We start from the raw sequence: 26,316 nt of genomic DNA, 5'->3' as shown, positions 1-26,316 counted from the left end.
TCAAGCCGATTTGACGACCTTGCGCTTCTCGCGTCAGCCAATCTTCATAGGTGACGGACGCGAGCGGACCAGTTTCCGACACACGGACACAGGATGGACGAATGGACAAGACACAAGCGCGCTTCGTCACGCTTTGGTCACGTTGCGGCGGTATTGACGCCGATGCCGTCTACGACCGTTTGGTGCGACTCTATGCCGAACCTGCCCGCTTCTACCATACGCTGCGCCATATCCGCCGGTGTCTGCGCGATCTGGACTGGGCTCGCTCGGCTATCCCCGATCCCGATGCGGTCGAACTTGCGCTTTGGTGCCATGATGTGATCTACGTACCCGGAGCGTCCAACAACGAGCAACGCAGCACCGACTGGTTCCTCCACTGGGCGCAGGGCCGCATTGCTGCGAGCGAACGCGTGGCGGACATGATTCTGGCCACTACGCATACGGTCGTACCGGACAATCCCTACGCTCGCTTTACTGTCGACATCGATCTGGCCGACCTGGGTAGCGACCGCGCGTGCTTTGTCCGCGACGAAGCGCACCTCAGGGCGGAACGACCGGATCTCGACGACGCCGCTTACGATCGCCGTGTGTGCGCGTTCCTCAACGCCCTGCTGGCTCGTGAGCACGTCTACCTTACCGACGTGTTCCGTGCCCGCTGTGAGGCCCGTGCCCGTTCGAATCTTGCATGGCGGCTTGCTCGGCCCACTGCGGGCTGATCGAGTCACCGGCCACCGCATCGCTCAGGAGATCAGCAGATCAGCAGATCAGAAGCCGCACGATGAAAACGAAACGACGAAAGGCGACGACGCCCACGCCACGCCGCATCCGCGTGGCGTTGCAAGGCGGCGGCAGCCATGGCGCCTTCAGTTGGGGGTTAATCGACCGCCTGCTCGAAGACGCCCGCATCGAGATCGGCGGCATCAGCGGCACCAGAGCCAGCGCCGGCGCCATGAATGCCACCGTGCTGGCCCTACGGCCTCGTCAGCGGGGGGCAGGATCAGGCGCGCCGCGCGCTCGAAACATTCTGGCGCAAGATCTCCGAACGGGCCTGGGCGAGCCCTCTGCAACATGCCGGGCCGAATCGCGTGACTGGCTACGTCACAATGGATCTTGCGCCCGCGTGGTTGATGTTCAACTTTCTCACGCGCTTCTTCTCCCCGTACCAGCTCAACCCATGCAACCTCAACCCGTTACGCGACGTGTTGACTGAAACGGTCGATTTCGAAATATTGACGAGAAACACCGGCGTCAAACTGTTCTTGTGCGCGACCAATGTGCTGAGCGGGCGCATACGCGTGTTCTCCACCAAAGAGATCACCGTCCAGACGGTACTGGCCTCGAGCTGCCTGCCGCAACTTTTTCAGGCCGTCGAGATTGACGGCGAATACTACTGGGACGGCGGCTACATGGGTAATCCGCCAATCTAACCGCTCATCTATGAGACCGATACGCGTGACGTGCTGATCATTCGCATCAATTCCATCCGCATTCCCAAGGTTCCGACGACGGCATACGAAATCCTCGGTCGCATCAATACGCTGAGTTTCAACTGGTCGTTGATGCGCGAGATGCGTGCAATCGACTTCGTTACGCGAGTGATCGACGAAGGGGCACTCGACGGCACACGCTACCGTCGCATGCTGATCCACAGCATCGATGCCGAGGCGGAAATGTCAGAGCTTGGCGCGTCAAGCAAATTTAATGCGGATTGGGGCTTCCTGCGCAAGCTGGTCGAACTGGGCCGCTCTCGCGCCGATGCCTGGCTGGAGATGAATTTCGATGCGCTGGGACGGCGCTCATCGACGAATATCACTGAGACGTTCCTCTAAGCGCAAGCGGTGGCGGGATTGAGCTTCGACGATGGCTAAGGCGACATGAGACGGAGCGGACCGCAAGAAATCCAAATGAACTTCGTACCGGCCCAAAACCGCGTACCCAGTACTACACTGACAAGCGAAGCCCTGCCACGGGCCGACTCGCGAACGGCGCATCGGCGCCAGATGAACGACCTGACGGGTTGCTCATGGATGATGAATCGAAACACGAGACGTCTCACAAGGCGGTGATGTTCGCGGATGTAAGCGGCAGCACCGAGCTTTACGAGACCGTCGGCGATGTGATCGCCTTCGAGACGATTGCGCGGTGTATTGCGCTGATGAAATCGTGCTCGGAAGGCTTGGGAGGGCGAATCGTCAAGACCATCGGCGACGAGGTCATGGCAGTGTTTCGCTCCGCCGAGCATGCGATGCAGGCCGCGATAGATATGCAGTTGGCTATCTCCGAGTTGCCGGCGATAGCGGGATTGCCGATGTCGCTGTGTATCGGCATTCATTTCGGCCCGATTTTGCCGGACGAATCGGGAGACGTGTTCGGCGACACTGTGAACCTGGCCGCCCGACTGCGGGACCTCGCCTCGCCAGGACAGGTCATCACGAGCAAAGACGTCGTTGAGTGCCTCTCGGTGAGACTGTGCCAGATGGTGCGCTACCTTTACCCGATGCCCGTGCGCGGAAAGAAACAGCCAACGGAGTTGTTCGAGGCGATCTGGCATCAAAGCGCGGATCTGACGGTCATGGGTATCAACCTGCAGCGCCCTCCTGGGTCATCATTGTTGACCCTGCGATATGAGAATACGTGTGTGGAAATGAGTGAAGCATCCACGCGAGTGACCATCGGTCGTGACGCGAGCATGAGGATCGTCGTGCACGACCGCCGCGCCTCAAGGTTCCATGCATCGATCGCGTGCCGCGAAGGAAGGTATGTATTGCTCGATTGCAGCTCGAACGGAACGCGCATTACGATCGACGGCGGCCATGAGCTCATCCTTCGCCGTGACGAGGTCACGCTCTGGGGGCACGGCTTGATCTCGTTCGGGCAGTCTATCGGTGACGACGCGGAGCGCGTGGAGTTTTCTTATTTGCGCCTCGCCGGGCCATCAGGTCTGCCGGCGGCGCAGTGAGCGGGTCCGGGGCCCTGCCCGCGATGTAAATGGATTTCGGTGACGGATGCTGAGGAACGAGAAAGCCCGCGAAGCAATGGGCCAGGGCATGACGAACCCGACCGTTGCTAATGGCGGAGACCCTGAGCTAGTCGCGAAAGCGCAGGCGGCGTTACAACAACTATTCAATAGCACTCGTCTCGGCGTCACCCTACCGCAGTCGACGTCGAAACGCCTCATCGAGGTGTGCCTGCAACGTCGACGGGCGTATCGTAGCAATGTGCCTGACAGGGTAGCTGACGCGAACGGAGGCAAAGTGCGATGAATGATGATCTACAGTCGAGGCATTGCATGCCCTGCCGCGGCGGCGTTTCGCCTCTCACGGAAGCACAGGCCGTCGACTGGCTGGCCCAGACACCCGACTGGGTGCTGGTCGAAGAGGGTCACCGCATAGAGCGCAAGTTCGGCTTCAAGGATTTCAAGCAAGCCTACGAATTCGTGGCCGGGGTCTCGCACCTCGCCGACGCCGAGGGACACCATCCCGACATCTGTTTTGGCTGGGGCTGGGCCACTGTTTCGTGGCGGACGAAAAAGATCAAGGGCCTGCACGAGAACGACTTCATCATGGCGGCGAAGACGAACGGTCTTGCCGGGCCGTAAACCAGCTTCTACAGTCGAGTCTGTTTCCGATCGCGCCCCCGTTTTTACTATGGGCAGATAACATGCGCGCCTGGCAGCCGTGGTTGCCGGTCCGTTCCGGGTTGATCCGCTCGCTGCCGGAACCGGAATAGCGACGGCGGGTCGGCAGCGCGACCGCGCAGCCGACGTTGCGTCCTATTCTGCGCTCCTGCGGACGCGAACATGCTGCTCGCTACTAAGTCATGCGCAAATAGCCGGGACCGCATCGCGCACTCGGTTAGTTCGCCACGCCGGTGAAGGCGGCACGATCACACTGGCCCGAATGTCAATTTCGCCACGATTGGGCGGCAATCCTGGAGCGTAGTCCAGCCGACGCGCAAGATGCGCAACGGGCAAATCGTGTTGCATGCCGACGTGCCGACTGCACCCAGTCGACTACCCATTCGGGTGATGTGTGCCCATTGTCGTTCTGTCATTCTGAATCCGCCCGTCGCCACTCTACCTGCGAAGGATCCGTGCGCAATGGGCGGCATGAGGCACGAGCGGGTCGTGTCGCAAATGGCAGGAGGCGTGACATGGAAAGTACATCGTCAAGCGGCAATCCGTTGCTGGATCTGTCCAGCAGTCTGGCGGGAATCGTCGAACGGGTCGGACAGAGCGTCGTCGCGGTACACGGACGGCATCGCATTCCTTCAAGTGGGGTAATCTGGCGGCATGGCGTCGTCGTGACGGCTGCGCACACGCTCAGACGCGAGGACGGGATCAAGGTCACGCTGGCCGATGGCCATACGGTCGCCGCAGTCCTCGCGGGCCTCGATACCGGCACCGACGTCGCTGTGCTGAAACTGGACGGCGTGGAGCTGGACCCAGTCGAGTCCGGCGATGCCCGCTCACTCAAGGCAGGCCACCTTGTGCTCGCGGTCGCGCGGGGGGACGGGTTCGGCACCAGTGCCGATTTTGGCGTGATAGGCAGCGCTGGTGGTCCCTGGCGCACCTGGAGGGGCGGTCAGATCGATGCATTCGTGCGACTGGACGGCGGCCTGCACCCGGGTTTCTCCGGCGCTGCCCTCGCGGATGTGCGCGGGCAGGTCATGGGCATCTGCACATCGGCGCTTGCGCGTGGCGCCGGCATTGTGATCCCCGGGATGACCGTCGAGCGCCTCACCGAGGAACTGCTGGCTAACGGGCGCGTCTCACGGGGCTACCTTGGCGTCGGCACGCAGCAGGTGAACCTGCCGGATGCGTGGATCAAAAAAATGAACCTGTCTTCCGACCGTGGATTGCTGGTCAATTCGCTCGCGTCGGGCGGTCCGGCGGAGGAAGCGGGCGTGCTCTTGGGCGATGTGCTGATCGAATTGGACGGCAAGCCTTGTCGCGACATCGACGACGTGCACACCGCGCTTGGTTCCGGGAGCATCAGACAGCGGTTGAACATCGCGCTGATCCGGGGCGGCGAACGCAACCAGTGTTCGGTAACCGTGGGCGAACGCCCGCAACGGGATTCGTGCCGGTGAGGTCCCGGAACCGGTCAAATGTCGGATGGACAGATGGCACAGATGAGCCCGGTCCGGGTCGCGGTTATTGCGGATTCGCCGCAGGTGCGCGTAAGCCTGCAAGCGATTGTCGAGATGAATCCGGCACTCAAATTCGCGGGCAGCGCAGCCGACGCTGGAATGCTCGCCGACTGTCTTGCCGGTTCAGTCCCGGATGTGGTCGTGATCGACATGGAGCCGGAGGCGAGCGACGCACTCAGGGCTGGATTCGACATAGGGCACGCGCCATTGGCGCTCGTCCTGTTGACCGATGCGGCGGACAGCGACTGGATTCTTGATGCTTTGCCGGGCGATCCGATGGCGATCCTGCCGCGTGACGCGATGCCAGGCGAAATCGTCGCGTCCATCGAAGCTGCGGCCACGGGCCTTTACGTACTGTCGTCAGAGATCCTCGGGAGGCTGCTGGCCGGACGGAGACCGCCGCGGCAGACGGCGTCTGGTGTGTTCTTCGAAACCCTGACCTTGCGCGAGATCGAAGTACTGACGATGCTCGCAGAAGGACTTGGCAACAAGGAGATCGGGCGGCAACTCGACATCTCGGACAACACAGTGAAATTCCACCTCTCCTCCATTTTCGGCAAGCTAGGCGCGACCAACCGCACCGAAGCGGTGATGCTCGGTATGCGGCACGGATTCATCATGGTGTAGCGTGTCGACACGACGCCGATGTGCCTGGTCTGTGGCCGACTGCAGTGCGACGCGACTGGCTCATGTCGACCCGCTTCTGCCGCTCGTATCAGCGGCATCTCAGTGACCGCTTCGAAGCTGCGCCGGCCGTTCGTCCCTTCGGGACAGGCGCGAAGCAATCGGCGAAAAGCGCCCATTCAACCCTTTCCCGACGCGTCAGTGCCTCGTCGTGAAGTACGCGGTTTTATTTTGCATGCTTCAATCAGAACAGGCAGCAATGCTCCTATTAATCCAGCAGGTAGCCCTCACCGCAGCACTTTATTGCTCAGATCCAAGCGGGTGCCGTACGCGCCAGACCAAGTGCAGGCGCGATCGCATCGGTAACGTCTCGCGCTTTCCAATGTCCCGCGTGAGTAAATGTGTGCCCGGATAAATGCTCGCATAGGACAAGCCGAATTTGGATGCCAGGACTTCGATTGACCTGCGCGAATAGAGGGAGATATGGCCATTACGCGGCGCGGCATACCACCAGGAAAGCCTTGTTTGCGCCGAAACGATGCCGTCATGTATACCTGTTCCGATCACGATCATTACGCGCCCGGATGCCATTTTCCCAACGATATCTTGAAGCGATGAGACTGGATTTGGCGAGTGCTCGAAAACTTCCATTGCTGAGCAGAAATTGTAGCGGCCCATTCGTTCTGGCGACATATCGGTATGCCCGAACGGATCGTAAGAATCGAATGCCCATCCCTGCTCTCTTAGAAGAGCGGAGGTTTTTCCATTCCCACCGCCACAATCCAAACCGATGATTTTATTCTTACGACCAATCAGAAGAACGTTTATTTTCATAACGTTGCTTCGAGGGCGTTTACTCTCGTAGTCTGGATCAACTTTCGCATAATCATCATTGTAGACATGAGTTCGCCACTGGTCTGGTGTAAAGTCGTCGAAAAAATCCGTGAAAATAAAATAGCAGTCGGCACATTTCCTGTAGAGCACCGGAATTCCGAGCAGCCCAGATGGATAAATGCTCTTATCGCATGTCTTGTTGAAATCGACAAAATCGAATGGTTGAGCAGTGCCCCCACAAATCTTGCATGCAGTGGAATTCTCTTTCCCCAGCTTCCCCACGACATGCTCAATGAGATTGTTCGACATAATCGCCTCTTGGTTAACTTCTTTTTAAATTAACGAGTACGCAGGACGGCAAACCTGCCGGCCTAAACAGAGCTGCCGCCGAAGGGCCGGCTGAAACAAGATGCGGCGGATCAATGTTATGCCATCCGATTTTGAATGTCACCACAAAGTCTTGTTTAACGATTTATGAGCCTGAAGACGCGAGCGTGATTCTCTGGAGGAATAAGCCTGAACAAGGTATGGATCATCATGTAGCGGGCCTGAACTTCGCGACGAAAGGCGCCCGGGTAGAGTCAATCTGGTTATGCGGAGGTCATGCGCCCGCCGGGAGAGCCTGGGTCATGAACCCGGCGTCCATGCATGGTTCGCTGCAAACCGATGCAGATGGTTTCGGCGCGGGCTTCACCATCGCTCTTGCGGCCCACGAAACCACCCGATGGAGCGATCACCGTGTGTGCGTAGAGGACGAGGCGAACGTCCGCTGCCTGGACAGAACGGCCGGCTGAATGTCCGTCAACAGTTGTTGACCAATGGCAGCAACTGGCCGGACTGAGACCTTGCTGCTGCGGCCCTGCAACCTACAGGACCTGACCTGCTTTCGCCGGCGACATCAATTTCGCGTCTGGAAACCCTTTCCCGCTGAACCGCCACCGGCACGGACGAATCGAAGGTGCCCATCCGGGAATCGCCCGGCAAACTGCAACGCTGCGCTGGCACAGCGCAGAATTCAATAGTTCGCGATAATTTGCAACGCGCTTCGATGTAGACAACGTCAATCCGTATAACGATGAGGTCAAGCGGAGCGTTTGCGGCACGTTTGTCGATGCGCTTGATGCCTGCCCCGCCCATTGCGGCCATGTGCTATTGCGCTTGCCGCGATCATTACAGCCACCATTACTTTTACTTCACTGACGATTCAACAGATGGATGATTACTTCACCTTCGATGCCGGCAACGTGGTGTTGCAGTCCGGCATGACTTTCCGTGGGGCAAAGCTTGCCTACCAAACTTATGGCACGCTCAACAACGACAAATCGAACGTCATCCTCTATTTGACCTCGTTTGCCGCGCATCACTACGACATCGACTGGATGGTCGGTCCTGGCAAGGCGCTCGACACCGACAAGTATTTTGTCGTCATCCCAAGTTTGTTTGGCAATGGGCTTTCGTCTTCGCCGAGCAATGCCAGCGTGCCATACAACAGCAACCGCTGGCCGAACTTCACAATGATGGACAACGTGCGAATCCAGCATCGGCTCTTGACGGAACAGCTGGGCATCCGCTCGGTGCGCCTGGCGCTCGGCTGGTCGATGGGCGGCATGCAGGCCTATCATTGGGCAGCCCTGTTTCCGAACATGGTTGAGCGCTTGGTCGTGCTGTGCGGCGCGGCGAAGTGCTCGCCGCATAACCAGGTTTTTCTGGAGGGCATTCGCGCCACCCTGACGGCCGATCCCGCGTTTGAAAACGGTTATTTCGTGCGGCATCCCGAACGGGGCTTGCGCGCGATGGCACGCAGCTACGCGGCGATGGCCATGTCCCAGACGTTCTATCGGTCGGAGATGTGGCGAAAGTCCGGGCACTCGTCGCTCGAGGACTATCTGGTCTTCTCGTGGGAAGGCAACTTCCTCAAGCGCGACGCCAACAATCTGCTGTCGCACCTCTGGACGTGGCAGCACGCCAATATCGCGGACAACGAGCTCTATCGCGGCGACTTCGATGCGGCGCTGCGTGCGATCACCGCCAAGGCCCTGATCATGCCCGGTGATACCGATCTTTACTTCCAGGTCGAGGATAATCGGCTCGAAGTGGAGCAGATGTCCAATGCACGGCTGCTGCCGATCCGCTCCGACTGGGGACATCGCGCTGGCTTGCCGTCAGTATGCAAAGAAGACGCGGACCTCATCACCGCTTCGATCAGGAGCTTGCTGGACGATTAATCCACTCGGGTGGGGCACGCATGTGCCCCACCGCCGCACACATGGCGGAAGTCAGGAAGGGGGGCAAAAGTAGCGGATTGCCACGGTTGCGGCACGAAGAAGACGACGCCGGTGAGACCAACGTCACTTCGTGGCGGACTCGAGGGCGCTAATCGACCCAGGTCGTGTGGAAACCCGATGGAATTGCGATTCGACGCGTGACTCTGACCCCGGCGGCGCGTTCGACTGCCTTTGCGGTCATCACGGCGACGACGAGAAGGTGAACGTCTCTGATGCGTTCCAGACGAGTTTAAGGGCTTTGTTTTAGGACCTACGGGGTGCTCACGCACCCACCAGCCGCATCGCCTTCATTGTCTTCTTGAACCCCAGGATTCGCAGCACTCGGGTGAGATTGTAGGCAAGTACGTTAAGACTCATTTCGGTGCCCACGTTGGGTAGCCGGCGTGTCAGGAAGTGCGTGTAACCCATCCAGTGCTTGAACGTCCCGAAGACATGTTCGACGGTGCGTCGGCGTATCGTCATTGCCTCAGGCGTTTGGTCGAGTTGACGTTGAACACCTTCCAACACTGACTCGTGTTCCCATCGGGTGATTCGCCGATACGGACTTGGCGTGCATTGCGATTTTATTGGGCACTGAGGACAGGCGCTGCTCCAGTATCGGCGTAACTGCATACCATGTTCCTCCCGGGTGAAACGGTAGATTGCCCGTTCACCGGCTGGACACTGGTATTCGTCGTCCCGCGCAATGTAGATGAAGTGGCTCTGGTGCAAATAGGGATGACGAGATCGGTTAGAGTTGTCGAAACAAACGAATTGATGGCTGATGATGAGCAAGCTGAAGACTAGGGGTGGGTTGTTCGATGGGCGGCATTTTGATCGTGAGATCATCATTCTGTGTGTGCGCTGGTACCTTCGTTACAAGCTCAGTTTGCGTGATCTGGTCGAGATGATGGCCGAGCGGGGTTTGTCGCTGGCGCACACCACGATCCTCCGTTGGGTGAAGCGTTTCACGCCGGAGTTCGTCAAAAGCTGGAACCGTTTCGGCACGCCCGCAGGGCGGTCATGGCGTGTCGATGAAACCTACCTGAAGATTCGCGGCAAGTGGGTCTACCTCTATCGGGCAGTCGATCGGTCTGGCAGGACAGTGGACTTCATGCTTCGCGTCAAACGTGACGTAACAGCAGCAAAAGCGTTTATCAGGAAGGCCATTAAGCATCAGGGCCATCCGCCGCTCACGATCACGCTCGACGGCTATGCTGCTTCGCACCGGGCCGTGCGCGAGATGAAGGCTGAGGGCTTACTTCCTGCCGGCACCGAAGTTAGATCCTCGAAGTATCTGAATAACCTGATCGAGCAGGACCATCGGAACATCAAGTCGCGCACGAAGGTTATGCTTGGTTTCAAGCGATTCAGGAGCGCTGCGACCACGATTTCAGGAATCGAGTTGATGCATCGCATTCGCAAGGGGCAGTTCAATCTCGCGAAGCTCGGCCTCAAGGATGCCACTACGCCCGACGTCTGGAATGCCGTCCTGTTCAATCGATAAGGCATCCATACCACTTATAAACGTCTCGCCAAAACATCCTATTTGCACCAGAGCCGTCCATTGTTCCCACCTGCCAGTTCATCTGCGACAGATCGATCGACTGTCCTTTCACCAGTTTGACAAAAGCACGCAGGTTGACACTCCAGCCATTGATTGCCGTGCCCAGCTTTTTGTCGAGAACGATGCTGTCGGCGTCGTTCGAGAGCGACTGAATAGTCGCGAGTTGCTGGTTGATGTTGTCCAGATCGCTGTCGATCTCGGCGCCCAGGTTGTCGCGTTCCTTTGCTGTGGAGGCCGTGAGTAGCGATTTTTGTGCGCGGCTCGCGCGCAGCATATAGTCACGAGCCTCCTCGGCAGCAATACTCGCAACATAGCCCTGGTCATAGATCAGTTGCGTTGATTTGCCGATCCCGCGAATCTGGATCAGCGCAATACTGCCGACGACAACGGTGCTTGCCAGCAGGCTGCCAAAGGCTAGCCGCAACATCGCCTTTACGGATAGCCCCACGGACTTATTGCACCGTGAAATTTCCGCAATCGCGCCCTTTGGCACCGAAGCGTCGATTCTAGAGGATGACACTCCCACCGGCTCAGAACATTCTGAACGACAGGAAAACTGGCGGTTAGCGATGGATTCCATGATGTCCTTCGGTAGGTACGAGAAAGGTGTATCGTCCAAGCGCGAGCCCGAGATCTCCGCGCAAGGCATGCAAGGCAAGGGCCGAACGGTCCGGTAGCAGTTCCTGGCCTCACCTCAGGGTCGGTAAATTGGCGGTACCTGCCGGGCGACCCTTTAAATGTCTCATTCACCCAGATACGCCGCCCGCACCTTCGGATCATCCAGCATCTGCTTCGCGTCGCCGGACATCGTGACCAGACCCGAGTCCATCACGTAGCCGCGGTTCGCCGCCTGCAATGCGAGACGCGCGTTCTGCTCGACCAGCAGCACGGTCATGCCTTCGCCCGAGATCGCCCGCACCACTTCGAAGATCTTCTCGACCATGATCGGCGACAGGCCCATCGACGGTTCGTCCAGCAGTAGCAATTTGGGACGCGAGATGATCGCGCGCGCCATTGCCAGCATCTGCTGTTCGCCACCCGAGAGCGTGCCCGCGTACTGCAACGCGCGCTCCTTCAGACGCGGGAAGAAGCCGAACATGCGATCGACGTCCGCCTTGATGGCGTCCGTGTCCGTGCGCAGATACGCGCCCATCTGCATGTTCTCGACGATCGACATGCGCGCGAAGATGCCGCGCCCTTCCGGCACCATCGCCAGACCGCGCTTGAGCAGTTCGTGCGCCGGGATGCCCTTGATCGACTGGCCCATGTACTCGATGTCACCCGCCGAGTACGGCTTCAGACCGGTGATCGCCTTCATCGTCGTGGTCTTGCCCGCGCCGTTCGCGCCGATCAGCGTGACCAGTTCGCCCTGCGCGACTTCGAGGTCGATGCCCTTGACTGCCTGAATGCCGCCGTAGTTGACCTGCAGGCCCTTGATTTTCAACATTGCCGTTGCCATTAGTGGACCCCCGCACCCAGATAAGCTTCGATCACCTTCGGATCCTTCTGTACGTCTGAAGGCAGACCTTGCGCAATCACCTTGCCGTAGTCGAGCACCGTCATCTGGTTGCACAGACCCATCACGAGTTTCACATCGTGTTCGATCAGCAGGATCGTCCTGCCGTCCGCGCGGATCTTGTCGAGCAGCTTGGTCAGCTCGACCTTTTCCGTCGCGTTCATGCCGGCCGCCGGTTCGTCGAGCGCGAGCAGCTTCGGGTCCGTCGCCAATGCGCGGGCGATTTCCAGACGACGCTGGTGGCCATACGACAGATTGCGCGACGTGTAGTCCGCGTACTGCGCGATGCCGACGTACTCCAGCAGTTCAATTGCGCGTTCCTTGATCTCGCGTTCTTCCTTGCGTTCGGCCGGCGTCTGGAACACCGCGCCGAGCAGGCCGTGCCTGGTGCGCACGTGGCGCCCGACCATCACGTTCTCCAGCGCGGTCATGCCGCCGAACAGACGAATGTTCTGGAACGTGCGCGCAATGCCCGCCTTCGCCACCTGATACACCGCGGTCGGCGTGTAGTTCTCGCCGTCGAGCTTGAATTCGCCCGAATCCGGCGTGTACAGACCCGTGATCACGTTGAAGAAGGTTGTCTTGCCGGCCCCGTTCGGGCCGATCAGGCCGTAGATCTGGCCGGCCTTGATTTGCAGGCCGACCTCGGACAGCGCCTGCAAGCCGCCGAAACGCTTGTTGACGCCCTTCACCGACAGGCGGATCTGATCGCTGCCCGAACCGGTGCCCACGTTGTTGCTTACGTTATCGCGCATGTGATTTCTCCAGCGAGGCTCAGGCGCGCACCGGCTTCTTGCCGCTGCGTTTCGCCAGTTTCGCAATCTTGTCTTCGTGCTTCGGTGACGGCCACAGGCCTTCCGAGCGATACAGCATGATCACGACCATCGCGAGACCGTAGAGCAGTTGACGGATCACTTCGGTATCGACGATTTCGTGGCCGAAGATCATGTTCTGCAGCGGACCCATCGTCGAGCGCAGGAATTCCGGGAACACCGCGAGCAGCACCGCACCGAGAATCACGCCAGGAATATGGCCCATGCCGCCGAGCACCACGCACGCCAGCACCACCACCGATTCCCAGAACGTGAACGATTCCGGCGACACGAAGCCCTGGAACGAGCCGAACATCGCGCCCGACAGGCCGCCGAACGACGCACCCATCGCGAACGCCAGCAGCTTCACGTTGCGGGTGTTGATGCCCATGGCCTTCGCGGCGATTTCGTCTTCACGGATGGCGGCCCATGCACGGCCGATACGCGAGTGCTGCAGACGCGTGCAGGTCCAGATCACGAACAGCGCGCACAGCACGAACAGGTAGTAGTACGAGTACACCGACGGGAACTGGAAGCCGAACAGCGAGTGCGTCTGCGCGAGGCTGAAGCCGCCCGCCTGCACCGGATCGATCCCCGTGATCCCCTTCGGGCCGTTGGTGATGTTCACCGGACGGTCGAGGTTGTTCAGGAAGATCCGCACGATTTCCCCGAAGCCCAGGGTCACGATCGCGAGGTAGTCGCCGCGCAGACGCAGGGTCGGCGCACCGAGCACGATCCCGAAGAACGCCGCGAACGACATCGCGATCGGCACGATGATCCAGATCGGTACGTGCAGCCCGTTCGGAGCCAGATGCGCGATCCACCCGAACTGTGTCGCGAGGTGCGGCGAACTCAGCAAGGCAGCCGTGTAGGCGCCGATCGCGTAGAACGCGATGTAGCCCAGGTCCAGCAGGCCGGCGAAGCCGACCACCACGTTCAGGCCCAGCGCGAGCATTACGTACAGCATCGCGAAGTCGAGCACGCGGACCCAGTAGTTGCCGCCGGCCGCGCCGATGATCATGGGCGCGGCAGCAACGAGTGCCGCAGTCAGGATACCGACGATCCGACGATTTGCAGGATTCCTCTCAGGCATCAGTGTTGTCGAAGGTTCAATTCGTTGAATGGAAGTCATGTTCTAGTGTCCCCTTCGATTACGCCCGATCCGCAACACGTTCACCGAGCAGACCCGACGGACGGAACACCAGCACGACGATCAGCACAATGAAGGCGAACACGTCCTGGTAGTTACTGCCGAACACACCGCCGGTGAGGTTGCCGATGTAGCCCGCACCCAACTGTTCGATCAGGCCGAGGATCACACCGCCCACCATCGCGCCGCCGAGATTGCCGATACCGCCCAGCACCGCCGCGGTAAAGGCCTTCAGGCCGGGGATGAAGCCCATGTAGAAGTGTGCGTTGCCGTATTCGGACGCGATCATCACGCCGGCCAGTGCGGCAAGCGCCGAGCCGATCATGAAGGTCGCCGAAATCACGAAGTTCGGGTTCACGCCCATCAGGCTCGCGACGCCCGGGTTCTCGGCGATCGCACGCATCGCGCGGCCGAGCTTGGTCTTGTGCACGAGCAGCAGCAGTCCGCCCATCACGAGGAACGCCACCACGATGATCACGATTTCGGTCATCGAGATCACGGCGCCCGGCGTCGTGTCGGTGGCCTTGATCACGTTGATCGGGTCGGTGGGCAACAGCTGCGGGAACGGCAGCGGGTTGCGCGACCAGATCATCATCGCAAGGGTCTGCAAGAGGATCGACGCCCCGATCGCGGTGATCAGCGGGGCGAGACGCGGCGCTTTACGCAACGGCCGGTAGGCCACGCGCTCGATCGTGTAGCCGACCAGCGAGCAAACCACTGCCGCGATGATCAGCGCGATGATCAGCGTCGGCACGTTGCCGAGGCCGGGGAAGTGGTTCTGCAGCACGCCTATGGCGGAAAGCGCGACCATCGCGCCGACCATCAACACGTCGCCGTGAGCGAAGTTGATGATGCCCAGGATGCCGTAAACCATCGTATAGCCCAGTGCGATGATGGCATAAACGCTGCCAAGCACCAGTCCGTTCAGGATCTGCTGGATGAAGATATCCATGTCTCCTTCTCCTTATATCTCTGTGAACCTCCGTTCCCGCTAATGCGCGGCGGTGCGAACGGGTTCCATGTGCGCCTCGGAATCGCGACGTCATAAAAAAACGGCACAGGGATCACGCTCCCGTGCCGCTCAGCAACGACCAAACTGGAGACAGATTGATACGGGTACAACAACAACTACCGCCAGGACCGGTCTATTTCTCCACAACGTCGAGCAGCGCCTGCTTGCCGCCGACGTACCTGTACAGCGAAATCACGCCGTGCCGCAGATCGCCCTTCGAATCGAACTGCGTCTCGCCGAGCACCCCCTGATGATTGGTGGCAGGCATCGCAGCGAGGATTTTCGCTGGCTCGGTTGATTGTGCGCGCTTCATCGCATCGACGATGACACCCACCGCGTCGTATGCAAACGGTGAGTTCAGAACCGGTGCGTAACCGAAGCGCTTCTTGTAGCGCTCGACGAACGCCGGACCTTCGGCCATCTTCAGCAGTGGCGCGCCAGCAATCGAGCAGATTACGTTGTCGGCCGCATCGCCGGCGAGTTTCGCGAGGTCGTCGGCGCACAAGCCGTCTCCGGCCAGCACTTTCACCGCGATACCCAACTGCTTGGCCTGTTTCGCGAACGGGCCACCCGTGCCATCGAGGCCGCCATACATGATCACGTCCGGCTTTTCGCCCTTGATCTTGGTGAGAATCGCGCGGAAATCGACGGCCTTGTCGGTGCTCGCGTCGTGCGACAGGACCGTGATGCCGTTGGCTTTTGCCTGCTTTTCGAATTCGACCGCAAGACCCTGGCCGTATGCGGTCGAGTCGTCGACGATGGCGACCTTCTTTACTTTCAGCGTTTTCGCTGCGTAGTCGGCGAGCGTCGGCCCTTGCTGTGCATCGGTGGCGACTACGCGATAGGTGGTCTTGAAGCCCTGCTGCGTATAAGCCGGATTCGTCGCCGACGGTGACACTTGCGCGATGCCTGCATCGCTGTAGATCTTCGACGCCGGAATCGTCGAGCCGGACTGCATGTGGCCGACCACCGCAACGACCTTGTCATCCACCAGCTTCTGCGCGACCTGGGTGGCCTGACGCGGGTCGCCCGCATCGTCCTGCGCGTCGAAGACCAGCGTCACCTTCTTTCCGCCGATCACGAGGCCCGCCTGATTGATCTCCTCAATCGCAAGGCGGGCGCCGTTCTCGGTGTCTTTGCCGAGATATGAGGCCGGCCCCGTCACGGGCGCGGCCTCGCCGATCTTCACCATCTCGTCGGCACGGGCGACGCCCACTGCAGCGGCCGCCAATGTCCCCAGAATGCCGACGGTCGCCATGCCGCGACCCAAAGTTGTGCTTTTGCTCATGCTTCACCCAAAAAAAGAGTTGTGGTTGGCCGGGGGCGGACGGCCATGGCCGTCCGCCGATCGGAAACACTCGGCCGTCTGCCGCTGCAATGCCGGCAGTGTTCCTGCCATCGCCGGATCGTTTGTGTCTCACAATGCGGCGCCGGTCGTTAGCGGGGTTGAATTTATGCAGCCACAATACGTTGGGATTGCATCGATCTGCCGGAAAATAGAAGAATTGCGGCAAGGCCGCATGCCAGCGATTCGCAATGCGTCACCGTATAATCCATGCTATCCGCCCACGAGTTTGCGCATGCCGACTGCCGCCGATCCCACCCGAGTGACCGATACCGCTCACGATCTGGTCGAACAACTGGATGCATTGCCGCGTAGCCTTGAGGCTCGGGCGAGCCGTTCGGGCGCGGAACTGAGTGTCGGCATCCTGCTGTGGCCGCGCTTTCCGATGCTGTCGCTGGGCGGCCTGTGTGATGCGCTGCGTCACGCAGCCGATCGTGGCGATCAGAGCCGCCAGCTGCGCTGTCTCTGGACGATTGTCGGCACGCAGGGCGAATTGATCGAAGCGAGCTGCGGCATTGTGGTAAAGGCGCAGTCCACGTTTCCAGAGGTTGCGCAATTCGACTATCTCGTTGTGATCGGCGGGCTGCTGCCACATCTCGATCAGGTCGACCGGCGCTACTGGGACTACCTGAAACAGGCTGCCGACGCGGGCATTCCGCTCGTCGGCGTGTGCACCGGTAGTTTCGTGCTGGCGCGCGCGGGTCTGATGGAAAACCACGTTGCCTGCGTGCACAGCTTCCACCTCGACGATTACCGGCGTATGTTTCCCGCGCTCCGCGTAATGACGCATGCTGATTACCTCATGGACGGCGCCCGCATCACCTGCGCAGGCGGCATTTCCGTGGTGGAAATGGCCGCGCGCCTGATCAGTCTGCACTGTGGGCCCGACCGTGCATCGAAAGTGATTCATCAGATGACGGTAAGCCGCCAGGGCGGCTCGTCGTTCGTCGAGCGGCGCGCGGCGCTCGGTTACCTGTCGGTCGAAGATGCAACCGTGCGCCACGCGGTGCTGCTGATGGAAGAAAACCTCGAAGCGCCACTCAATATCGCAGTCATCGCAAAGATGATCGGCACCAGCGTGCGCAATCTCGAACGCGCGTTCATGGCCGAGATGAACGCATCACCGAACGAATTCTACCGGCGCACGCGCCTGCGTTACGCGCGCTGGATGCTCGTCAATACAACCCGCAAGATCACCGACATCGCCTACGAATGCGGATTCGCGGACGCCGCGCATTTCATCCGCGTGTTTCGCGAGGCGTACGGCGTGACGCCCGGCAAGCTGCGCGCATCGCGGGGCACCGCCGCCGCATGATTCATCGGGTCGGCTCAACGCCGCCCCTCAACGCCGACCATCATGTTTCACACGTGCCTGTCGCGATTCTTCTACTTTCGGGCAGATCGATGCAATCCGGGACGTCGACGGCCCCGTACAGTCCGGTCGACGGGTTGATGACGCATCTGCGGCAAACGGCCTCCATGCAAACACACGAAGAAAAGCGAGTGCGGCAGTATGCGGATATTGATCCTCGGTGCAGGCGTCATTGGTCTGTCCAGCGCGTATTACCTGAGCCGGGCCGGCCACGAGGTCACGATCGCGGACCGGCATCCGGAGGTGGCGAGCGAGACCAGCTCCGGCAACGGCGGCCAGTTATCGTATAGCTATGTTGCGCCGCTAGCCGGCCCTGGTGTGGTCTCGAAGCTGCCGCGCTGGCTCACGCGCAGCGACTCGCCGGTGCGCTTTCGCCCGAAACTGAGCACCGAACAGTGGCGCTGGTGCTTTCAGTTTCTGTCAGCATGCACGCGCGAACAGAGCGAACTTACGACACGCAAGCTGCTGTCACTGTCGTTCCTGAGCCGGACACTGCTTCACGAACTGATCGCCGCCGAACCCTCACTCGACTTCGATTTCGTCCGCTCCGGCAAGCTCGTGCTGCATCGTGACGCGGGTGCGATGCAGAGCGCGGTCAAACTGCTTGAATTCCAGCGTACACTCGGCTGCGAACAGCAGGCATTGAGCGCCGACGCGTGCGTCGAGCTAGAACCGACGCTCGCGCACCTGCGGCCTTCTCTCGCGGGCGGCATCCATACGCCAAGCGAGGACACGGCCGATTGCCAACGCTTCTGCAAGAGCCTCGAAGCGCTGCTGCGCGCTCGCGGCGTGCAGTTCCTGATGAACACATCGGTCGATTGTCTGAGGCCTGAATCGGGCGGCCGTGTCGAAGCCTGGAGCGGCGGTGCGCCGCTCCCATCCGATCATGTCGTCGTCGCCTCAGGCGCGGCTGCGGCCCGGTTACTGAAGTCTGTTTGCATCCGTGTACCGGTCTATCCGCTCAAAGGCTACAGCCTGACGTTCGACCTGCAACCCCAGACGGCTGCGCCCCACGTAAGCATCACCGACTTCAGCCGCAAAGTAGTGTATGCGCGGCTTGGCAAGCGGCTGCGCGTCGCGGGCATCGCCGATATCGACGGTTATTCGCTCGAGCCCGATCCCACACGCCTTGTGACGCTGCGAACAGAGGCGGCTGCAATGTATCCCGACATCGTCAGATCCTGTCCGGATAACGAATGGACCGGGTTGCGCCCCGCGACGCCGCGTGGCACGCCGATCGTCGGACCGACGCGCTACCGCAATCTATGGCTCAACGTCGGCCATGGCGCGCTCGGCTTCACCCTTGCGACGGGTTCGGCGGCACTGCTGGCGCAGTGGCTGGCAAACAGCAACGGCCAGGATCTGCGCAGCACATTTGCTCTTTCGCATTGAACCCGCGAGGCGACGCGCTTCGTGACGCGCTCACTCTCCCAACATAATCGACATCGCATGACAGAAAAGGCCAACATCATCGTTATCGGCACAGGCGGCACGATTGCCGGTCAGGGCAAGGCTGCCAACAACACATCCGCATACGAGTGTTCTGTACGTGGCATTGGTGACATTCTCAGCACGATTCCCCATGCCTGCGCGCTGGCGAATCTGCGCACGGAGCAGTTGCTGCAAAACGGCTCCGAGAATTTCAGTAACGAGCATCTGCTCGCGATCGGTAAGCGCGTGTCCACACTGCTCGCGCAACACGACGTCGATGGCGCTGTGATCGCGCACGGAACCGACACGATCGAGGAGACCGCGTACTTCCTTCATCTCACGCTCAAGAGCGCCAAACCGGTGGTGGTGGTTGGCTCGATGCGCCCGCCGTCGGCAATGAGTTCCGACGCGGCGCTGAACCTCTACGATGCGATCGCGGTCGCTGCACACCCATCGTCGGTTGGCCTCGGCACACTCGTGTTCGCCAACGACGAAATCCACACCGCACGAGACGTTGCGAAGAGCAACAGCTTCAAGATCGAGGCGTTCCGCTCACCGTACGGCCCGCTTGGTTACGTGATCGAAGGTCAGCCACGCTACTACCGTCATCCATCGCGTGCCCATACGCTCGCGACACCGTGGTCGATCGAGACGCTCGGGCCATTGCCCCAGGTCGACATCGTCTACGCCTACGGCGCGCTTGAACCGGAAGCAGTGAGCGCGATCACCGCCCGCGCGCAAGGTTTGATCTATGCGGGCACCGGCAACGGCAACGTCGCAGCACATCTCATTGAGCCGCTGCGCGATGCTGTCCGGCGAGGCGTTCATGTCGTGCGCGCATCGCGCACCGGCAGTGGCATCGTGTTGCGTAACGGCGCGCAACCCGACGACGCCTACGGCTGGCTCACCGTCGAGGATCAGATTCCCTCAAAAGCCCGCATCCTTCTGATGCTGGCACTGACACAAGCCCGCGACTTGCAGGCGTTGCAAGCTGTCTTCGAGCGTTACTGAAGCGCGTGCTTCTTCACAACGGTCCACACAAAAAACACACATCATGCACTTCATTACCGACGACGACGTGCGCCGCCTCATCACGATGCGCGACGCGATTGAGGAACTGCGTCTCGCGCTGGAAGAACATGGCAGGGGCCAGGCACGGGTTCAGCCGCGCGTCAGAACCAGGGGCGACGACATCACGCTCAGCACGATGGGAGCGATTCTGCCGAACGCAGGCGTGTGCGGCGCGAAAGTGTATTCGACTCACAGAGGCAAGTTCGATTTCGTGATCCCGCTCTTTTCGAATGACGATGGACGTCTGCTGTCAATCGTCCACGGCGATGCGCTCACCGAGTACCGTACCGCAGCAGTCACGCGCATTGCATTCGAAGCGTTCGCGCGAACCGATGCGAGGGTTCTCGCGGTGTTCGGCACCGGCCTCCAGGCCAGGGCACATATCCGTGCTATCGCCGCAGACTCCGGTATCAAGCGCGTGTTGATCGTCGGTATCGAGCACGTCGCTGAGACGGTCGAGGAAATGCAACATTGCTTTCCCGGCATACGTTTCGAACCAAGCGCCGCGCAAGCAGCCGTTCAGGCTGCCGATGTAATCGTGACAGCTACGCGTAGCACGACGCCTCTCTTCGATGGCGAGCACGTGAAACCGGGCGCGTTCGTCGCTGCGATTGGGTCGAGCAAGCCGGACACGCGTGAACTCGACGATACGGTGCTCGCCCGCGCCGGCATGCTCGTCGTCGAATCGCTAGAACAGGCGCGACTCGAAGCGGGGGATCTCCTGATGGCGCGGCCAGGTATCGTCGATTGGGACAATGTGGTTGAGCTTGGTCACACCGTTGGGAGCGGAACAACCCAAACTAGAGCCTTTACCGGAGATATTACTGTATTCAAGTCGCTCGGCTTCGGCCTTGCCGATGTGGCACTCGCCGCGTTAGTCACGCGCCGTATGGCCGGTGAGCGGATGCAGCGCATACCTCCAGTTCCGAACGCAAGTCCGGCAAAACCCGCCAGCGCGAAGGCATGAAATCATATCGCGTGGTTCTGAGAGAACCGCCGATCCGGCATAGCTGAACGCCGTTTGAAAATATGTGGACGGGATGAATGGACAGAACAAAGATGGCGCGAAAGGCAGTAATCCTGCTGCTTGGAGTCATTCGACGCGACGGAACGAGCGTCGCCTTATGGCCGAGGGTGTGTTCAGGTTTGCGTTCCTGCGGTCCGACCTGTTTTGCCATCACTGGGAATCAACAATAGCGACCTACCAGTTCCTCAAGGTTTCAAAGTCTCATACTGCTCGGACGCGTCATCAAGCTTCGCACCACCAGGATGGCTAAAACGGTTCTGCAACGCTGCAAGGCCTGAGCCTTGAGGAGAAAGATATACCCCTTTACTCCGGCCTTTCAATGGGTGACAGATTTATTGTCGCAACGGAGACAGGTGTATTGCGGTCTACGGGTATCGACATGCTCGCGCATCTGATAGTTTTCGCGTGCGGCATCGATCGTCCGTTCGAGGCGCGCGAAGGCGAGCGCTACGACTTCGTTGCGGACGCATTCGTGTTCAGTCCGGCACACGGACGCATCGAGACGATCTCGTTCACGTCGGACCATGCGAATTACATCGCGAGCGGCTTTCTTCGTACACCGCTCGAGTCGACATCGGCATCGCGCAACTTCGGCTCGATTCTCGGCGTCGTGCTCGCGCACGGCAGCAGTTGCGACGAAGCGATGCAGCATGCCCGCGCGATCGCGCAAGCCGTCGAGGTCGGCGTCGGCTGATCTCGCACACGATACTCGAATCGCGACAAACGAGGAATCCAGATGGCAATTCTGATGGGCCTGATTTCGGCACTGTGCTGGGGCAGCACCGATTTTCTGGCGGGACATGTCGCGCGGCGCGTCGGCGTGACGAAGTCGCTGTTCTACAGCCAGACGCTCGGCTTTCTGATCCTGAGCGCGGTGCTCGTCGCGCGGCCCGCATCGATGGGCATCACGGCGTTCGATGCGGACTTTGCGGTCGGCATTCTCGCCGCCGTCTGCAACCTCGCCGCGATGGCGTCGCTGCTGAAGGCGCTCGCGATCGGCAAGGCATCAGTGGTCGCGCCGATCGTCTCGCTGTACGGCGCGGTCACGACGCTGCTGTCGCTCGTCACCGGCCAGTCGATCACGCCGCTGACGATCGCCGGCCTCGCGCTGTGCATCGCCGGCGCGTGTCTCGCGAGCATCTCGCGGTCGTCGGACGGGAAGCCCGAATCGGCGGCATCGATCGGCTTCTCGCTGCTGTCCGCGCTGATGTTCGGCCTCGGGTTCTGGCTGCAGGGCGCGTTCGCGGTGAAGAGCATGGGTGTCGTCAGCGCGTTGTGGGTCTACTATCTGACGGCCGTCGTGATCCTGTTCGCGACGCTCGTCGGCGGACGGCGGCTCGCCGCGCCGCCGCGCGCGATCGTGCCGGTGGTCGCGTCGATCAGCATCTCCAGTCTCATCGGCTTCTTCTCGCTCGCGTACGGCGCGACGACGGGGCACGTCGCGATCGTCACTGTGCTGAGTTCGCTCGCGAGCGGCGTCACGGCGCTGCTCGGTTTCTTCGTGCGCGGCGAGCGACCGAGTGCGCTGCAGTGGGCCGGGATTGCCGCAATCATCGTCGGCGTGGTGGTGCTCAAGCTAACGCCGCAGGAGCTTGGAGGTTAAGCACGTTGTGATGTCGCGATGTCGTGATCGTGCGCGGATGCCTCGTATTCGAAGGGGCGCCGCTCGCCGACGCCGTCGGGGAATGAGACGGCGGGAAAACTTATATTAACGCCTCGTTATAAACGCGCGTTCGCAAGGTGAACACGCAGCGCAATGTGCCTCCCGGTGTCGGATGGCCGCTGTGGGGCGGCTCGACCGGCGCAAGCCAACCCTAAGCGGACACGTAGGTTGAGTGGCGCACCCGTGGAGCGCGCCACTCGAATTGCCTAGTTCTGGTTCGGGTTGGCGTCCCGTCAGGATTTGATAAACGCGAGAAGGTCAGGGTTGAGGACGTCCGCGTGGGTGGTCAGCATGCCATGCGGAAAGCCAGGGTATGCCTTCAGCTTACCGTTCGCGAGCAGGTCGACCGCGCGCGGCACCGCACTGGCGAACGGGACGATCTGGTCGTCTTCGCCATGCATGACCAGGACCGGCACAGTGATCTTCTTCAGATCTTCGGTGTAGTCCTCCAGCCAGGAGAAGACGGTCTCGTAGTGGGCCTGGGCGCTGCCGGCCATGCCCTGGCGCCACCAGTTCGCGATCACCGCCTCAGATGGCTTGGCGCCCGGACGGTTGAATCCGTAGAACGGACCCTCCGGGACTGCCCGGTAAAACTCCGACCGGTTACCAAGCACGCCTGACTTAACCCCGTCGAAAAACTCCTGCGGCTGACCGGCAGGGTTCGCGTCGGTTTTCACCATGTTCGGCGTCAACGAGGCCACCAGCACTGCCTTGGCGACCCGCTCCTGGTGGCGAGCGACGTAGCGGGCCACCTCGCCTCCGCCGGTGGAGTGCCCGATGTGGATCGCGTCGCGGATACCGAGGTGCTCGGTCAGTGCAGCGAGGTCGGCGACCCAGTGGTCCATGTCGTTGCCGGTGCCGACTTGCTCGGAACGACCGTGCCCGCGCCGGTCATGGGCGATCACACGGTAGCCGTTCTGAAGGAAAAACATCATCTGGGCGTCCCAGTCGTCGGCCGACAGGGGCCAGCCATGGCTGAAGACGATCGGCTGACCGGACCCCCAGTCCTTGTAGAAGATCTTTACGCCGTCCGGAGTGGTGATCGTAGGCATCGCTGGTACCTCCTATAAGAGATTGATTGAAGTGTTGGTGCTCCGCGCGGCATCGAGAATGCTGCCAGCGGCTTCTTTCGAAGATTTATTTCACAATGCGCATCTGAAAACGTGCGAACGGAGCGCACTCCGACAACGCTGCTATGGGATGCCGCGGCAGAACACGATGCTAAGCTTGAAATCTATAGACATTGCCCTCTCCTTCCAGGATTCGACTGGTTTGACTGCGGTGCTTCCGTCGATGCCTAGACGGAAGCTACTGCAAAGATAGGCGTCCCTTTCCCTGAGGACAAAGGCTTTGTAAGACTTTACCTATGCCTTGAAGGCATATCGGAGATCCAATGGAACTTCGACATTTGCGATATTTCGTTGCCGTTGCGGAGGAAGGCAGCCTATTGACGGCCGCTCAGCGGAGACTGCACACGTCGCAGCCGTCGTTGAGCCGGCAGATTCGTGACCTGGAATCCGAAGTCGGTGTGAAGTTGCTGGAGCGCCAGGCACGTGGCGTGGCGCTCACCGCCGCCGGGAGAGTTTTCCTTGATCACGCGCGCCTGGCGCTGTTGCAAGTTCAAGCGGCTACTGACGGCGCGCGGCGGGCGGAACAGCCGGAAAAGCCTGTCTTGTCCATGGGTTTCCTTGCCGGGCAGGAAGTTGTGTGGCTACCCCATGCGCTACGCATCCTCCGGGAGGAGGCGCCGGAGGCCGAAATAACGCTGTGCAGTCAGTCCTCCCCAGAACTTGCTCTCGGGCTGATGCGAGGGAAACTGGACGTTGCCTTTCTTCGTCCGGAGACGCAAACCTCTGGCCTGTCCTTCAAGTTCTTGGCAAAGGAGCCCCTGATCGCCGTGCTGCCGGCGGATCATCGCCTGACGTCACGCAAAAAGATTCGGCCGCAGGATCTTGCCCGCGAAATTTACGTCAGTTCAGCGAGGACATCTCCGGTATTGAAATCCGTGATTGAGGATTACGCATCAAAAGTCGGGATCACGCTCAGGGCGGAGTATGAAGGCGAGAATCTGCCGTCGGCAATGTCACTCGTCACGTCCACGGGTGGCGTTACGCTTATCCCCCTGTATGCGCAAAATATGCTGACACCGAATGTTGTTGCCCGGGCGCTTGACGACGTGCCTCCGACAATTGATCTCGTCCTGGGATACAACAACGCAAATACGACTCCATTGCTCCTTCGGCTTGTATCTCGTGCCGACGAGTTGGTCGCAAACGTTCAAGATCAGAGCATCATCCGATATGCCGTCTAGGTAATGGACGCGTGCCCGTTGCCTCGGCGATTTTGTGCTGGGAAGGGCCGTACTGGAAGCATCCGTTCGTGGCCGGATATCGATCTACGCGAATCGCGAAGCACCGGCAGGCGCCGACCGTGAGTAGGCCGTGGTCACGTCGAACGCGGCATCCCGCGCGGGTTATTCTATTTCGAAAGGACGACATGCATCGCGTGGGGCACGGCGACGTGCTCGGTGCCCGGCGCCGTCCGATCGAAGCCTGACAGCAAGGCCTCGCCTTACCCTAAAAATGTGGGAGACAGAGATCGAATGGCCGCTTTGCCGGACTGCGCCGCCGTCTGAATGTCAGAGTGGCACAAAACGCGAGTGACCCGTCATGGCCGAGCCCGGAAGTTCGTCGACAGCCGACGAACGATCTCCCCGACGTAGCTTCGAACTTCCGAAGGCGACCCACAAGGGACAGTGGTATTTCTCTGAAGCGGCCATTCGCAGCGAGGCGTGACGTCCCGTATTCGGGCAACCCATTCGGCACTGGACTATTGCACTTTTTTGTCTTCGCGTTTCGTGTCCGCCATGGCCTCCGGCTCCAACTCTTCCGCGGACCGGTTCAGGTGGACGAACAGCCCCCAGGAGGCAAGAAGCAAGGCTGTCGACGCAATCAGTCCGGCCGCATATCGAAGCTGCGACGGATCCTGGTGCAGCGCCTTGAACGTTGCCACGAGCCCTTCGATGGCAAGCGCGACGACGACAACCACCAGGAATCGTGACATGAAACGTCGTACCCGCGTCGGCGCGCTCACGTCAGCCTCCCGTATGACCTCTTCCTCTACGATGGTCTCGGCGATCTGCAAGGCGACAACGGCCCCGGCCAGCAGCCCCAAAGCTTCAATGATGGATTGCGCGCTTGCCTGGTCCCATTGACTCGCCAATGCAATCGATCCGATGCGAGCAGCAATCGCAATCAACATCAGCGCCGCGCAGGTGAAGAGAATGGCCATCACCCCATGGACGATTGTAAAGAAGCGCACAAGGAACTTCATTATTTTGGCTCCCTTGCATTGCAAGTGGGTGATCCATGCGGTGTTCCATCAATTCCTGAAAGGGCGCAGCGACGAGGGCTGATTTTAGAGGCGGACCGGATGGTCCTGACAATGGGGCCAAACCGGCGTTTGGCACATAATCGT

General features: G+C 60.3%; 24 protein-coding genes and 2 pseudogenes. 16 read left to right on the top strand and 10 right to left on the bottom strand.

The annotated features are described in order from the left end of the window. Positions 1-101 precede the first annotated feature (101 nt). The 6 genes and pseudogenes from RI103_RS34410 to RI103_RS34385 all read left to right on the top strand — a co-directional run bounded on the left by RI103_RS34410 (position 102) and on the right by RI103_RS34385 (position 5,778). Positions 102-716, top strand: a complete 615-nt coding sequence (locus RI103_RS34410; RefSeq protein WP_310819246.1) for a hypothetical protein — start codon at positions 102-104, stop codon at positions 714-716. A gap of 62 nt (positions 717-778) precedes the next feature. Then, a pseudogene (locus tag RI103_RS34405) lies at positions 779-1,829 on the top strand (patatin-like phospholipase family protein). Between the two features lie 194 nt (positions 1,830-2,023). After that, entirely contained in the window at positions 2,024-2,959 is a 936-nt protein-coding gene (locus RI103_RS34400) for an adenylate/guanylate cyclase domain-containing protein (protein ID WP_310819245.1), read from the top strand. A 330-nt stretch (positions 2,960-3,289) separates the two neighbouring features. Beyond that, a complete protein-coding gene (locus RI103_RS34395; protein WP_310819244.1) occupies positions 3,290-3,598 on the top strand; it encodes a 4a-hydroxytetrahydrobiopterin dehydratase in 309 nt (102 codons plus the stop codon). A gap of 587 nt (positions 3,599-4,185) precedes the next feature. Beyond that, the gene (locus RI103_RS34390) at positions 4,186-5,091 is read left to right on the top strand and encodes a trypsin-like peptidase domain-containing protein (RefSeq protein ID WP_310819372.1); all 906 of its coding nucleotides are present in this window, start codon (positions 4,186-4,188) and stop codon (positions 5,089-5,091) included. Between the two features lie 18 nt (positions 5,092-5,109). Further along, a complete protein-coding gene (locus RI103_RS34385) occupies positions 5,110-5,778 on the top strand; it encodes a response regulator transcription factor (RefSeq protein ID WP_310819243.1) in 669 nt (222 codons plus the stop codon). A 297-nt stretch (positions 5,779-6,075) separates the two neighbouring features. Here the strand turns inward: RI103_RS34385 and RI103_RS34380 are convergent, their stop codons facing one another. Next, a complete protein-coding gene (locus RI103_RS34380) occupies positions 6,076-6,918 on the bottom strand; it encodes a class I SAM-dependent methyltransferase (protein WP_310819242.1) in 843 nt (280 codons plus the stop codon). A gap of 320 nt (positions 6,919-7,238) precedes the next feature. On the opposite strand from RI103_RS34380, the gene RI103_RS34375 reads away from it, so the two are divergent. Together RI103_RS34375 and RI103_RS34370 are read left to right on the top strand one after the other, a co-directional pair. Further along, complete coding sequence (locus RI103_RS34375; RefSeq protein ID WP_310819241.1) at positions 7,239-7,403, top strand: hypothetical protein; 165 nt, start codon at positions 7,239-7,241, stop codon at positions 7,401-7,403. 417 nt (positions 7,404-7,820) lie between these two features. Further along, complete coding sequence (locus tag RI103_RS34370; protein ID WP_310819240.1) at positions 7,821-8,834, top strand: alpha/beta fold hydrolase; 1,014 nt, start codon at positions 7,821-7,823, stop codon at positions 8,832-8,834. A 321-nt stretch (positions 8,835-9,155) separates the two neighbouring features. On the opposite strand, the pseudogene RI103_RS34365 reads toward RI103_RS34370, so the two are convergent. After that, positions 9,156-9,590 (bottom strand): annotated as a pseudogene (locus RI103_RS34365) (transposase); the annotation flags it as partial. A 70-nt stretch (positions 9,591-9,660) separates the two neighbouring features. Here RI103_RS34365 and RI103_RS34360 point away from each other — a divergent pair. Beyond that, positions 9,661-10,380: an IS6 family transposase gene (locus RI103_RS34360; protein WP_310819371.1), complete on the top strand. Its 720-nt coding sequence runs from the start codon at positions 9,661-9,663 to the stop codon at positions 10,378-10,380. Here RI103_RS34360 and RI103_RS34355 read toward each other — a convergent pair. The 6 genes from RI103_RS34355 to RI103_RS34330 form a co-directional block, all read right to left on the bottom strand. After that, a complete protein-coding gene (locus tag RI103_RS34355) occupies positions 10,370-11,020 on the bottom strand; it encodes an MCP four helix bundle domain-containing protein (protein WP_310819239.1) in 651 nt (216 codons plus the stop codon). The two genes, RI103_RS34360 and RI103_RS34355, sit on opposite strands and share 11 nt — an antisense overlap. Before the next feature lie 162 nt (positions 11,021-11,182). Further along, positions 11,183-11,899 carry an ABC transporter ATP-binding protein gene (locus RI103_RS34350; protein WP_310819238.1) on the bottom strand — a complete coding sequence of 239 codons (717 nt, stop codon included), beginning with the start codon at positions 11,897-11,899 and terminating at the stop codon, positions 11,183-11,185. After that, entirely contained in the window at positions 11,899-12,711 is an 813-nt protein-coding gene (locus tag RI103_RS34345; RefSeq protein WP_310819237.1) for an ABC transporter ATP-binding protein, read from the bottom strand. Before RI103_RS34345 ends, RI103_RS34350 begins: the two co-directional genes overlap by 1 nt. Positions 12,712-12,730: 19 nt before the next feature. Then, positions 12,731-13,900 carry an ABC transporter permease subunit gene (locus tag RI103_RS34340; protein ID WP_310819236.1) on the bottom strand — a complete coding sequence of 390 codons (1,170 nt, stop codon included), beginning with the start codon at positions 13,898-13,900 and terminating at the stop codon, positions 12,731-12,733. A gap of 19 nt (positions 13,901-13,919) precedes the next feature. Beyond that, positions 13,920-14,870 (bottom strand): branched-chain amino acid ABC transporter permease, encoded by a 951-nt coding sequence (locus RI103_RS34335; RefSeq protein WP_310819235.1) that lies wholly within the window; start codon positions 14,868-14,870, stop codon positions 13,920-13,922. Between the two features lie 193 nt (positions 14,871-15,063). Then, positions 15,064-16,188 carry a branched-chain amino acid ABC transporter substrate-binding protein gene (locus RI103_RS34330; RefSeq protein ID WP_310819370.1) on the bottom strand — a complete coding sequence of 375 codons (1,125 nt, stop codon included), beginning with the start codon at positions 16,186-16,188 and terminating at the stop codon, positions 15,064-15,066. 322 nt (positions 16,189-16,510) lie between these two features. Here RI103_RS34330 and RI103_RS34325 point away from each other — a divergent pair, with 322 nt between their 5' ends. From RI103_RS34325 to RI103_RS34300, 6 genes are all read left to right on the top strand, one after another. Next, a complete protein-coding gene (locus RI103_RS34325) occupies positions 16,511-17,590 on the top strand; it encodes a GlxA family transcriptional regulator (RefSeq protein WP_310819234.1) in 1,080 nt (359 codons plus the stop codon). A gap of 198 nt (positions 17,591-17,788) precedes the next feature. After that, positions 17,789-19,039 carry a D-amino acid dehydrogenase gene (locus tag RI103_RS34320; RefSeq protein ID WP_310819233.1) on the top strand — a complete coding sequence of 417 codons (1,251 nt, stop codon included), beginning with the start codon at positions 17,789-17,791 and terminating at the stop codon, positions 19,037-19,039. 57 nt (positions 19,040-19,096) lie between these two features. Continuing rightward, positions 19,097-20,089: an asparaginase gene (locus RI103_RS34315; RefSeq protein WP_310819232.1), complete on the top strand. Its 993-nt coding sequence runs from the start codon at positions 19,097-19,099 to the stop codon at positions 20,087-20,089. Between the two features lie 43 nt (positions 20,090-20,132). Next, positions 20,133-21,116, top strand: a complete 984-nt coding sequence (locus RI103_RS34310; protein WP_310819231.1) for an ornithine cyclodeaminase family protein — start codon at positions 20,133-20,135, stop codon at positions 21,114-21,116. A 379-nt stretch (positions 21,117-21,495) separates the two neighbouring features. Continuing rightward, positions 21,496-21,870 (top strand): hypothetical protein, encoded by a 375-nt coding sequence (locus RI103_RS34305; RefSeq protein WP_310819230.1) that lies wholly within the window; start codon positions 21,496-21,498, stop codon positions 21,868-21,870. A 42-nt stretch (positions 21,871-21,912) separates the two neighbouring features. After that, positions 21,913-22,779: a DMT family transporter gene (locus tag RI103_RS34300; RefSeq protein ID WP_310819229.1), complete on the top strand. Its 867-nt coding sequence runs from the start codon at positions 21,913-21,915 to the stop codon at positions 22,777-22,779. 293 nt (positions 22,780-23,072) lie between these two features. On the opposite strand, the gene RI103_RS34295 is transcribed toward RI103_RS34300, so the two are convergent. Further along, positions 23,073-23,891, bottom strand: coding sequence for an alpha/beta hydrolase (locus RI103_RS34295; protein WP_310819228.1), 819 nt, complete (start codon positions 23,889-23,891; stop codon positions 23,073-23,075). A 341-nt stretch (positions 23,892-24,232) separates the two neighbouring features. Here RI103_RS34295 and RI103_RS34290 point away from each other — a divergent pair, with 341 nt between their 5' ends. Beyond that, positions 24,233-25,150: a LysR family transcriptional regulator gene (locus RI103_RS34290; RefSeq protein WP_310819227.1), complete on the top strand. Its 918-nt coding sequence runs from the start codon at positions 24,233-24,235 to the stop codon at positions 25,148-25,150. A gap of 518 nt (positions 25,151-25,668) precedes the next feature. Here the strand turns inward: RI103_RS34290 and RI103_RS34285 are convergent. Continuing rightward, a complete protein-coding gene (locus RI103_RS34285) occupies positions 25,669-26,172 on the bottom strand; it encodes a hypothetical protein (protein WP_310819226.1) in 504 nt (167 codons plus the stop codon). Positions 26,173-26,316 lie beyond the last annotated feature (144 nt).

Source organism: Paraburkholderia sp. FT54, from assembly GCF_031585635.1.
GTDB lineage: Bacteria > Pseudomonadota > Gammaproteobacteria > Burkholderiales > Burkholderiaceae > Paraburkholderia.
This window is presented reverse-complemented; position numbering and strand designations above follow the sequence as displayed.

Coding starts and splice junctions, on each gene's coding strand:
- RI103_RS34355 (WP_310819239.1), bottom strand. CDS start 11,020: ATGGAATCCATCGCTAACCGCCAGTTTTCCTGTCGTTCAGAATGTTCT.
- RI103_RS34290 (WP_310819227.1), top strand. CDS start 24,233: ATGGAACTTCGACATTTGCGATATTTCGTTGCCGTTGCGGAGGAAGGC.
- RI103_RS34400 (WP_310819245.1), top strand. CDS start 2,024: ATGGATGATGAATCGAAACACGAGACGTCTCACAAGGCGGTGATGTTC.
- RI103_RS34340 (WP_310819236.1), bottom strand. CDS start 13,900: ATGACTTCCATTCAACGAATTGAACCTTCGACAACACTGATGCCTGAG.
- RI103_RS34360 (WP_310819371.1), top strand. CDS start 9,661: ATGAGCAAGCTGAAGACTAGGGGTGGGTTGTTCGATGGGCGGCATTTT.
- RI103_RS34345 (WP_310819237.1), bottom strand. CDS start 12,711: ATGCGCGATAACGTAAGCAACAACGTGGGCACCGGTTCGGGCAGCGAT.
- RI103_RS34410 (WP_310819246.1), top strand. CDS start 102: ATGGACAAGACACAAGCGCGCTTCGTCACGCTTTGGTCACGTTGCGGC.
- RI103_RS34325 (WP_310819234.1), top strand. CDS start 16,511: ATGCCGACTGCCGCCGATCCCACCCGAGTGACCGATACCGCTCACGAT.
- RI103_RS34300 (WP_310819229.1), top strand. CDS start 21,913: ATGGCAATTCTGATGGGCCTGATTTCGGCACTGTGCTGGGGCAGCACC.
- RI103_RS34330 (WP_310819370.1), bottom strand. CDS start 16,188: ATGGCGACCGTCGGCATTCTGGGGACATTGGCGGCCGCTGCAGTGGGC.
- RI103_RS34310 (WP_310819231.1), top strand. CDS start 20,133: ATGCACTTCATTACCGACGACGACGTGCGCCGCCTCATCACGATGCGC.
- RI103_RS34370 (WP_310819240.1), top strand. CDS start 7,821: ATGGATGATTACTTCACCTTCGATGCCGGCAACGTGGTGTTGCAGTCC.
- RI103_RS34295 (WP_310819228.1), bottom strand. CDS start 23,891: ATGCCTACGATCACCACTCCGGACGGCGTAAAGATCTTCTACAAGGAC.
- RI103_RS34320 (WP_310819233.1), top strand. CDS start 17,789: ATGCGGATATTGATCCTCGGTGCAGGCGTCATTGGTCTGTCCAGCGCG.
- RI103_RS34395 (WP_310819244.1), top strand. CDS start 3,290: ATGCCCTGCCGCGGCGGCGTTTCGCCTCTCACGGAAGCACAGGCCGTC.
- RI103_RS34385 (WP_310819243.1), top strand. CDS start 5,110: ATGTCGGATGGACAGATGGCACAGATGAGCCCGGTCCGGGTCGCGGTT.
- RI103_RS34375 (WP_310819241.1), top strand. CDS start 7,239: ATGAACCCGGCGTCCATGCATGGTTCGCTGCAAACCGATGCAGATGGT.
- RI103_RS34350 (WP_310819238.1), bottom strand. CDS start 11,899: ATGGCAACGGCAATGTTGAAAATCAAGGGCCTGCAGGTCAACTACGGC.
- RI103_RS34305 (WP_310819230.1), top strand. CDS start 21,496: ATGGGTGACAGATTTATTGTCGCAACGGAGACAGGTGTATTGCGGTCT.
- RI103_RS34285 (WP_310819226.1), bottom strand. CDS start 26,172: ATGAAGTTCCTTGTGCGCTTCTTTACAATCGTCCATGGGGTGATGGCC.
- RI103_RS34335 (WP_310819235.1), bottom strand. CDS start 14,870: ATGGATATCTTCATCCAGCAGATCCTGAACGGACTGGTGCTTGGCAGC.
- RI103_RS34380 (WP_310819242.1), bottom strand. CDS start 6,918: ATGTCGAACAATCTCATTGAGCATGTCGTGGGGAAGCTGGGGAAAGAG.
- RI103_RS34315 (WP_310819232.1), top strand. CDS start 19,097: ATGACAGAAAAGGCCAACATCATCGTTATCGGCACAGGCGGCACGATT.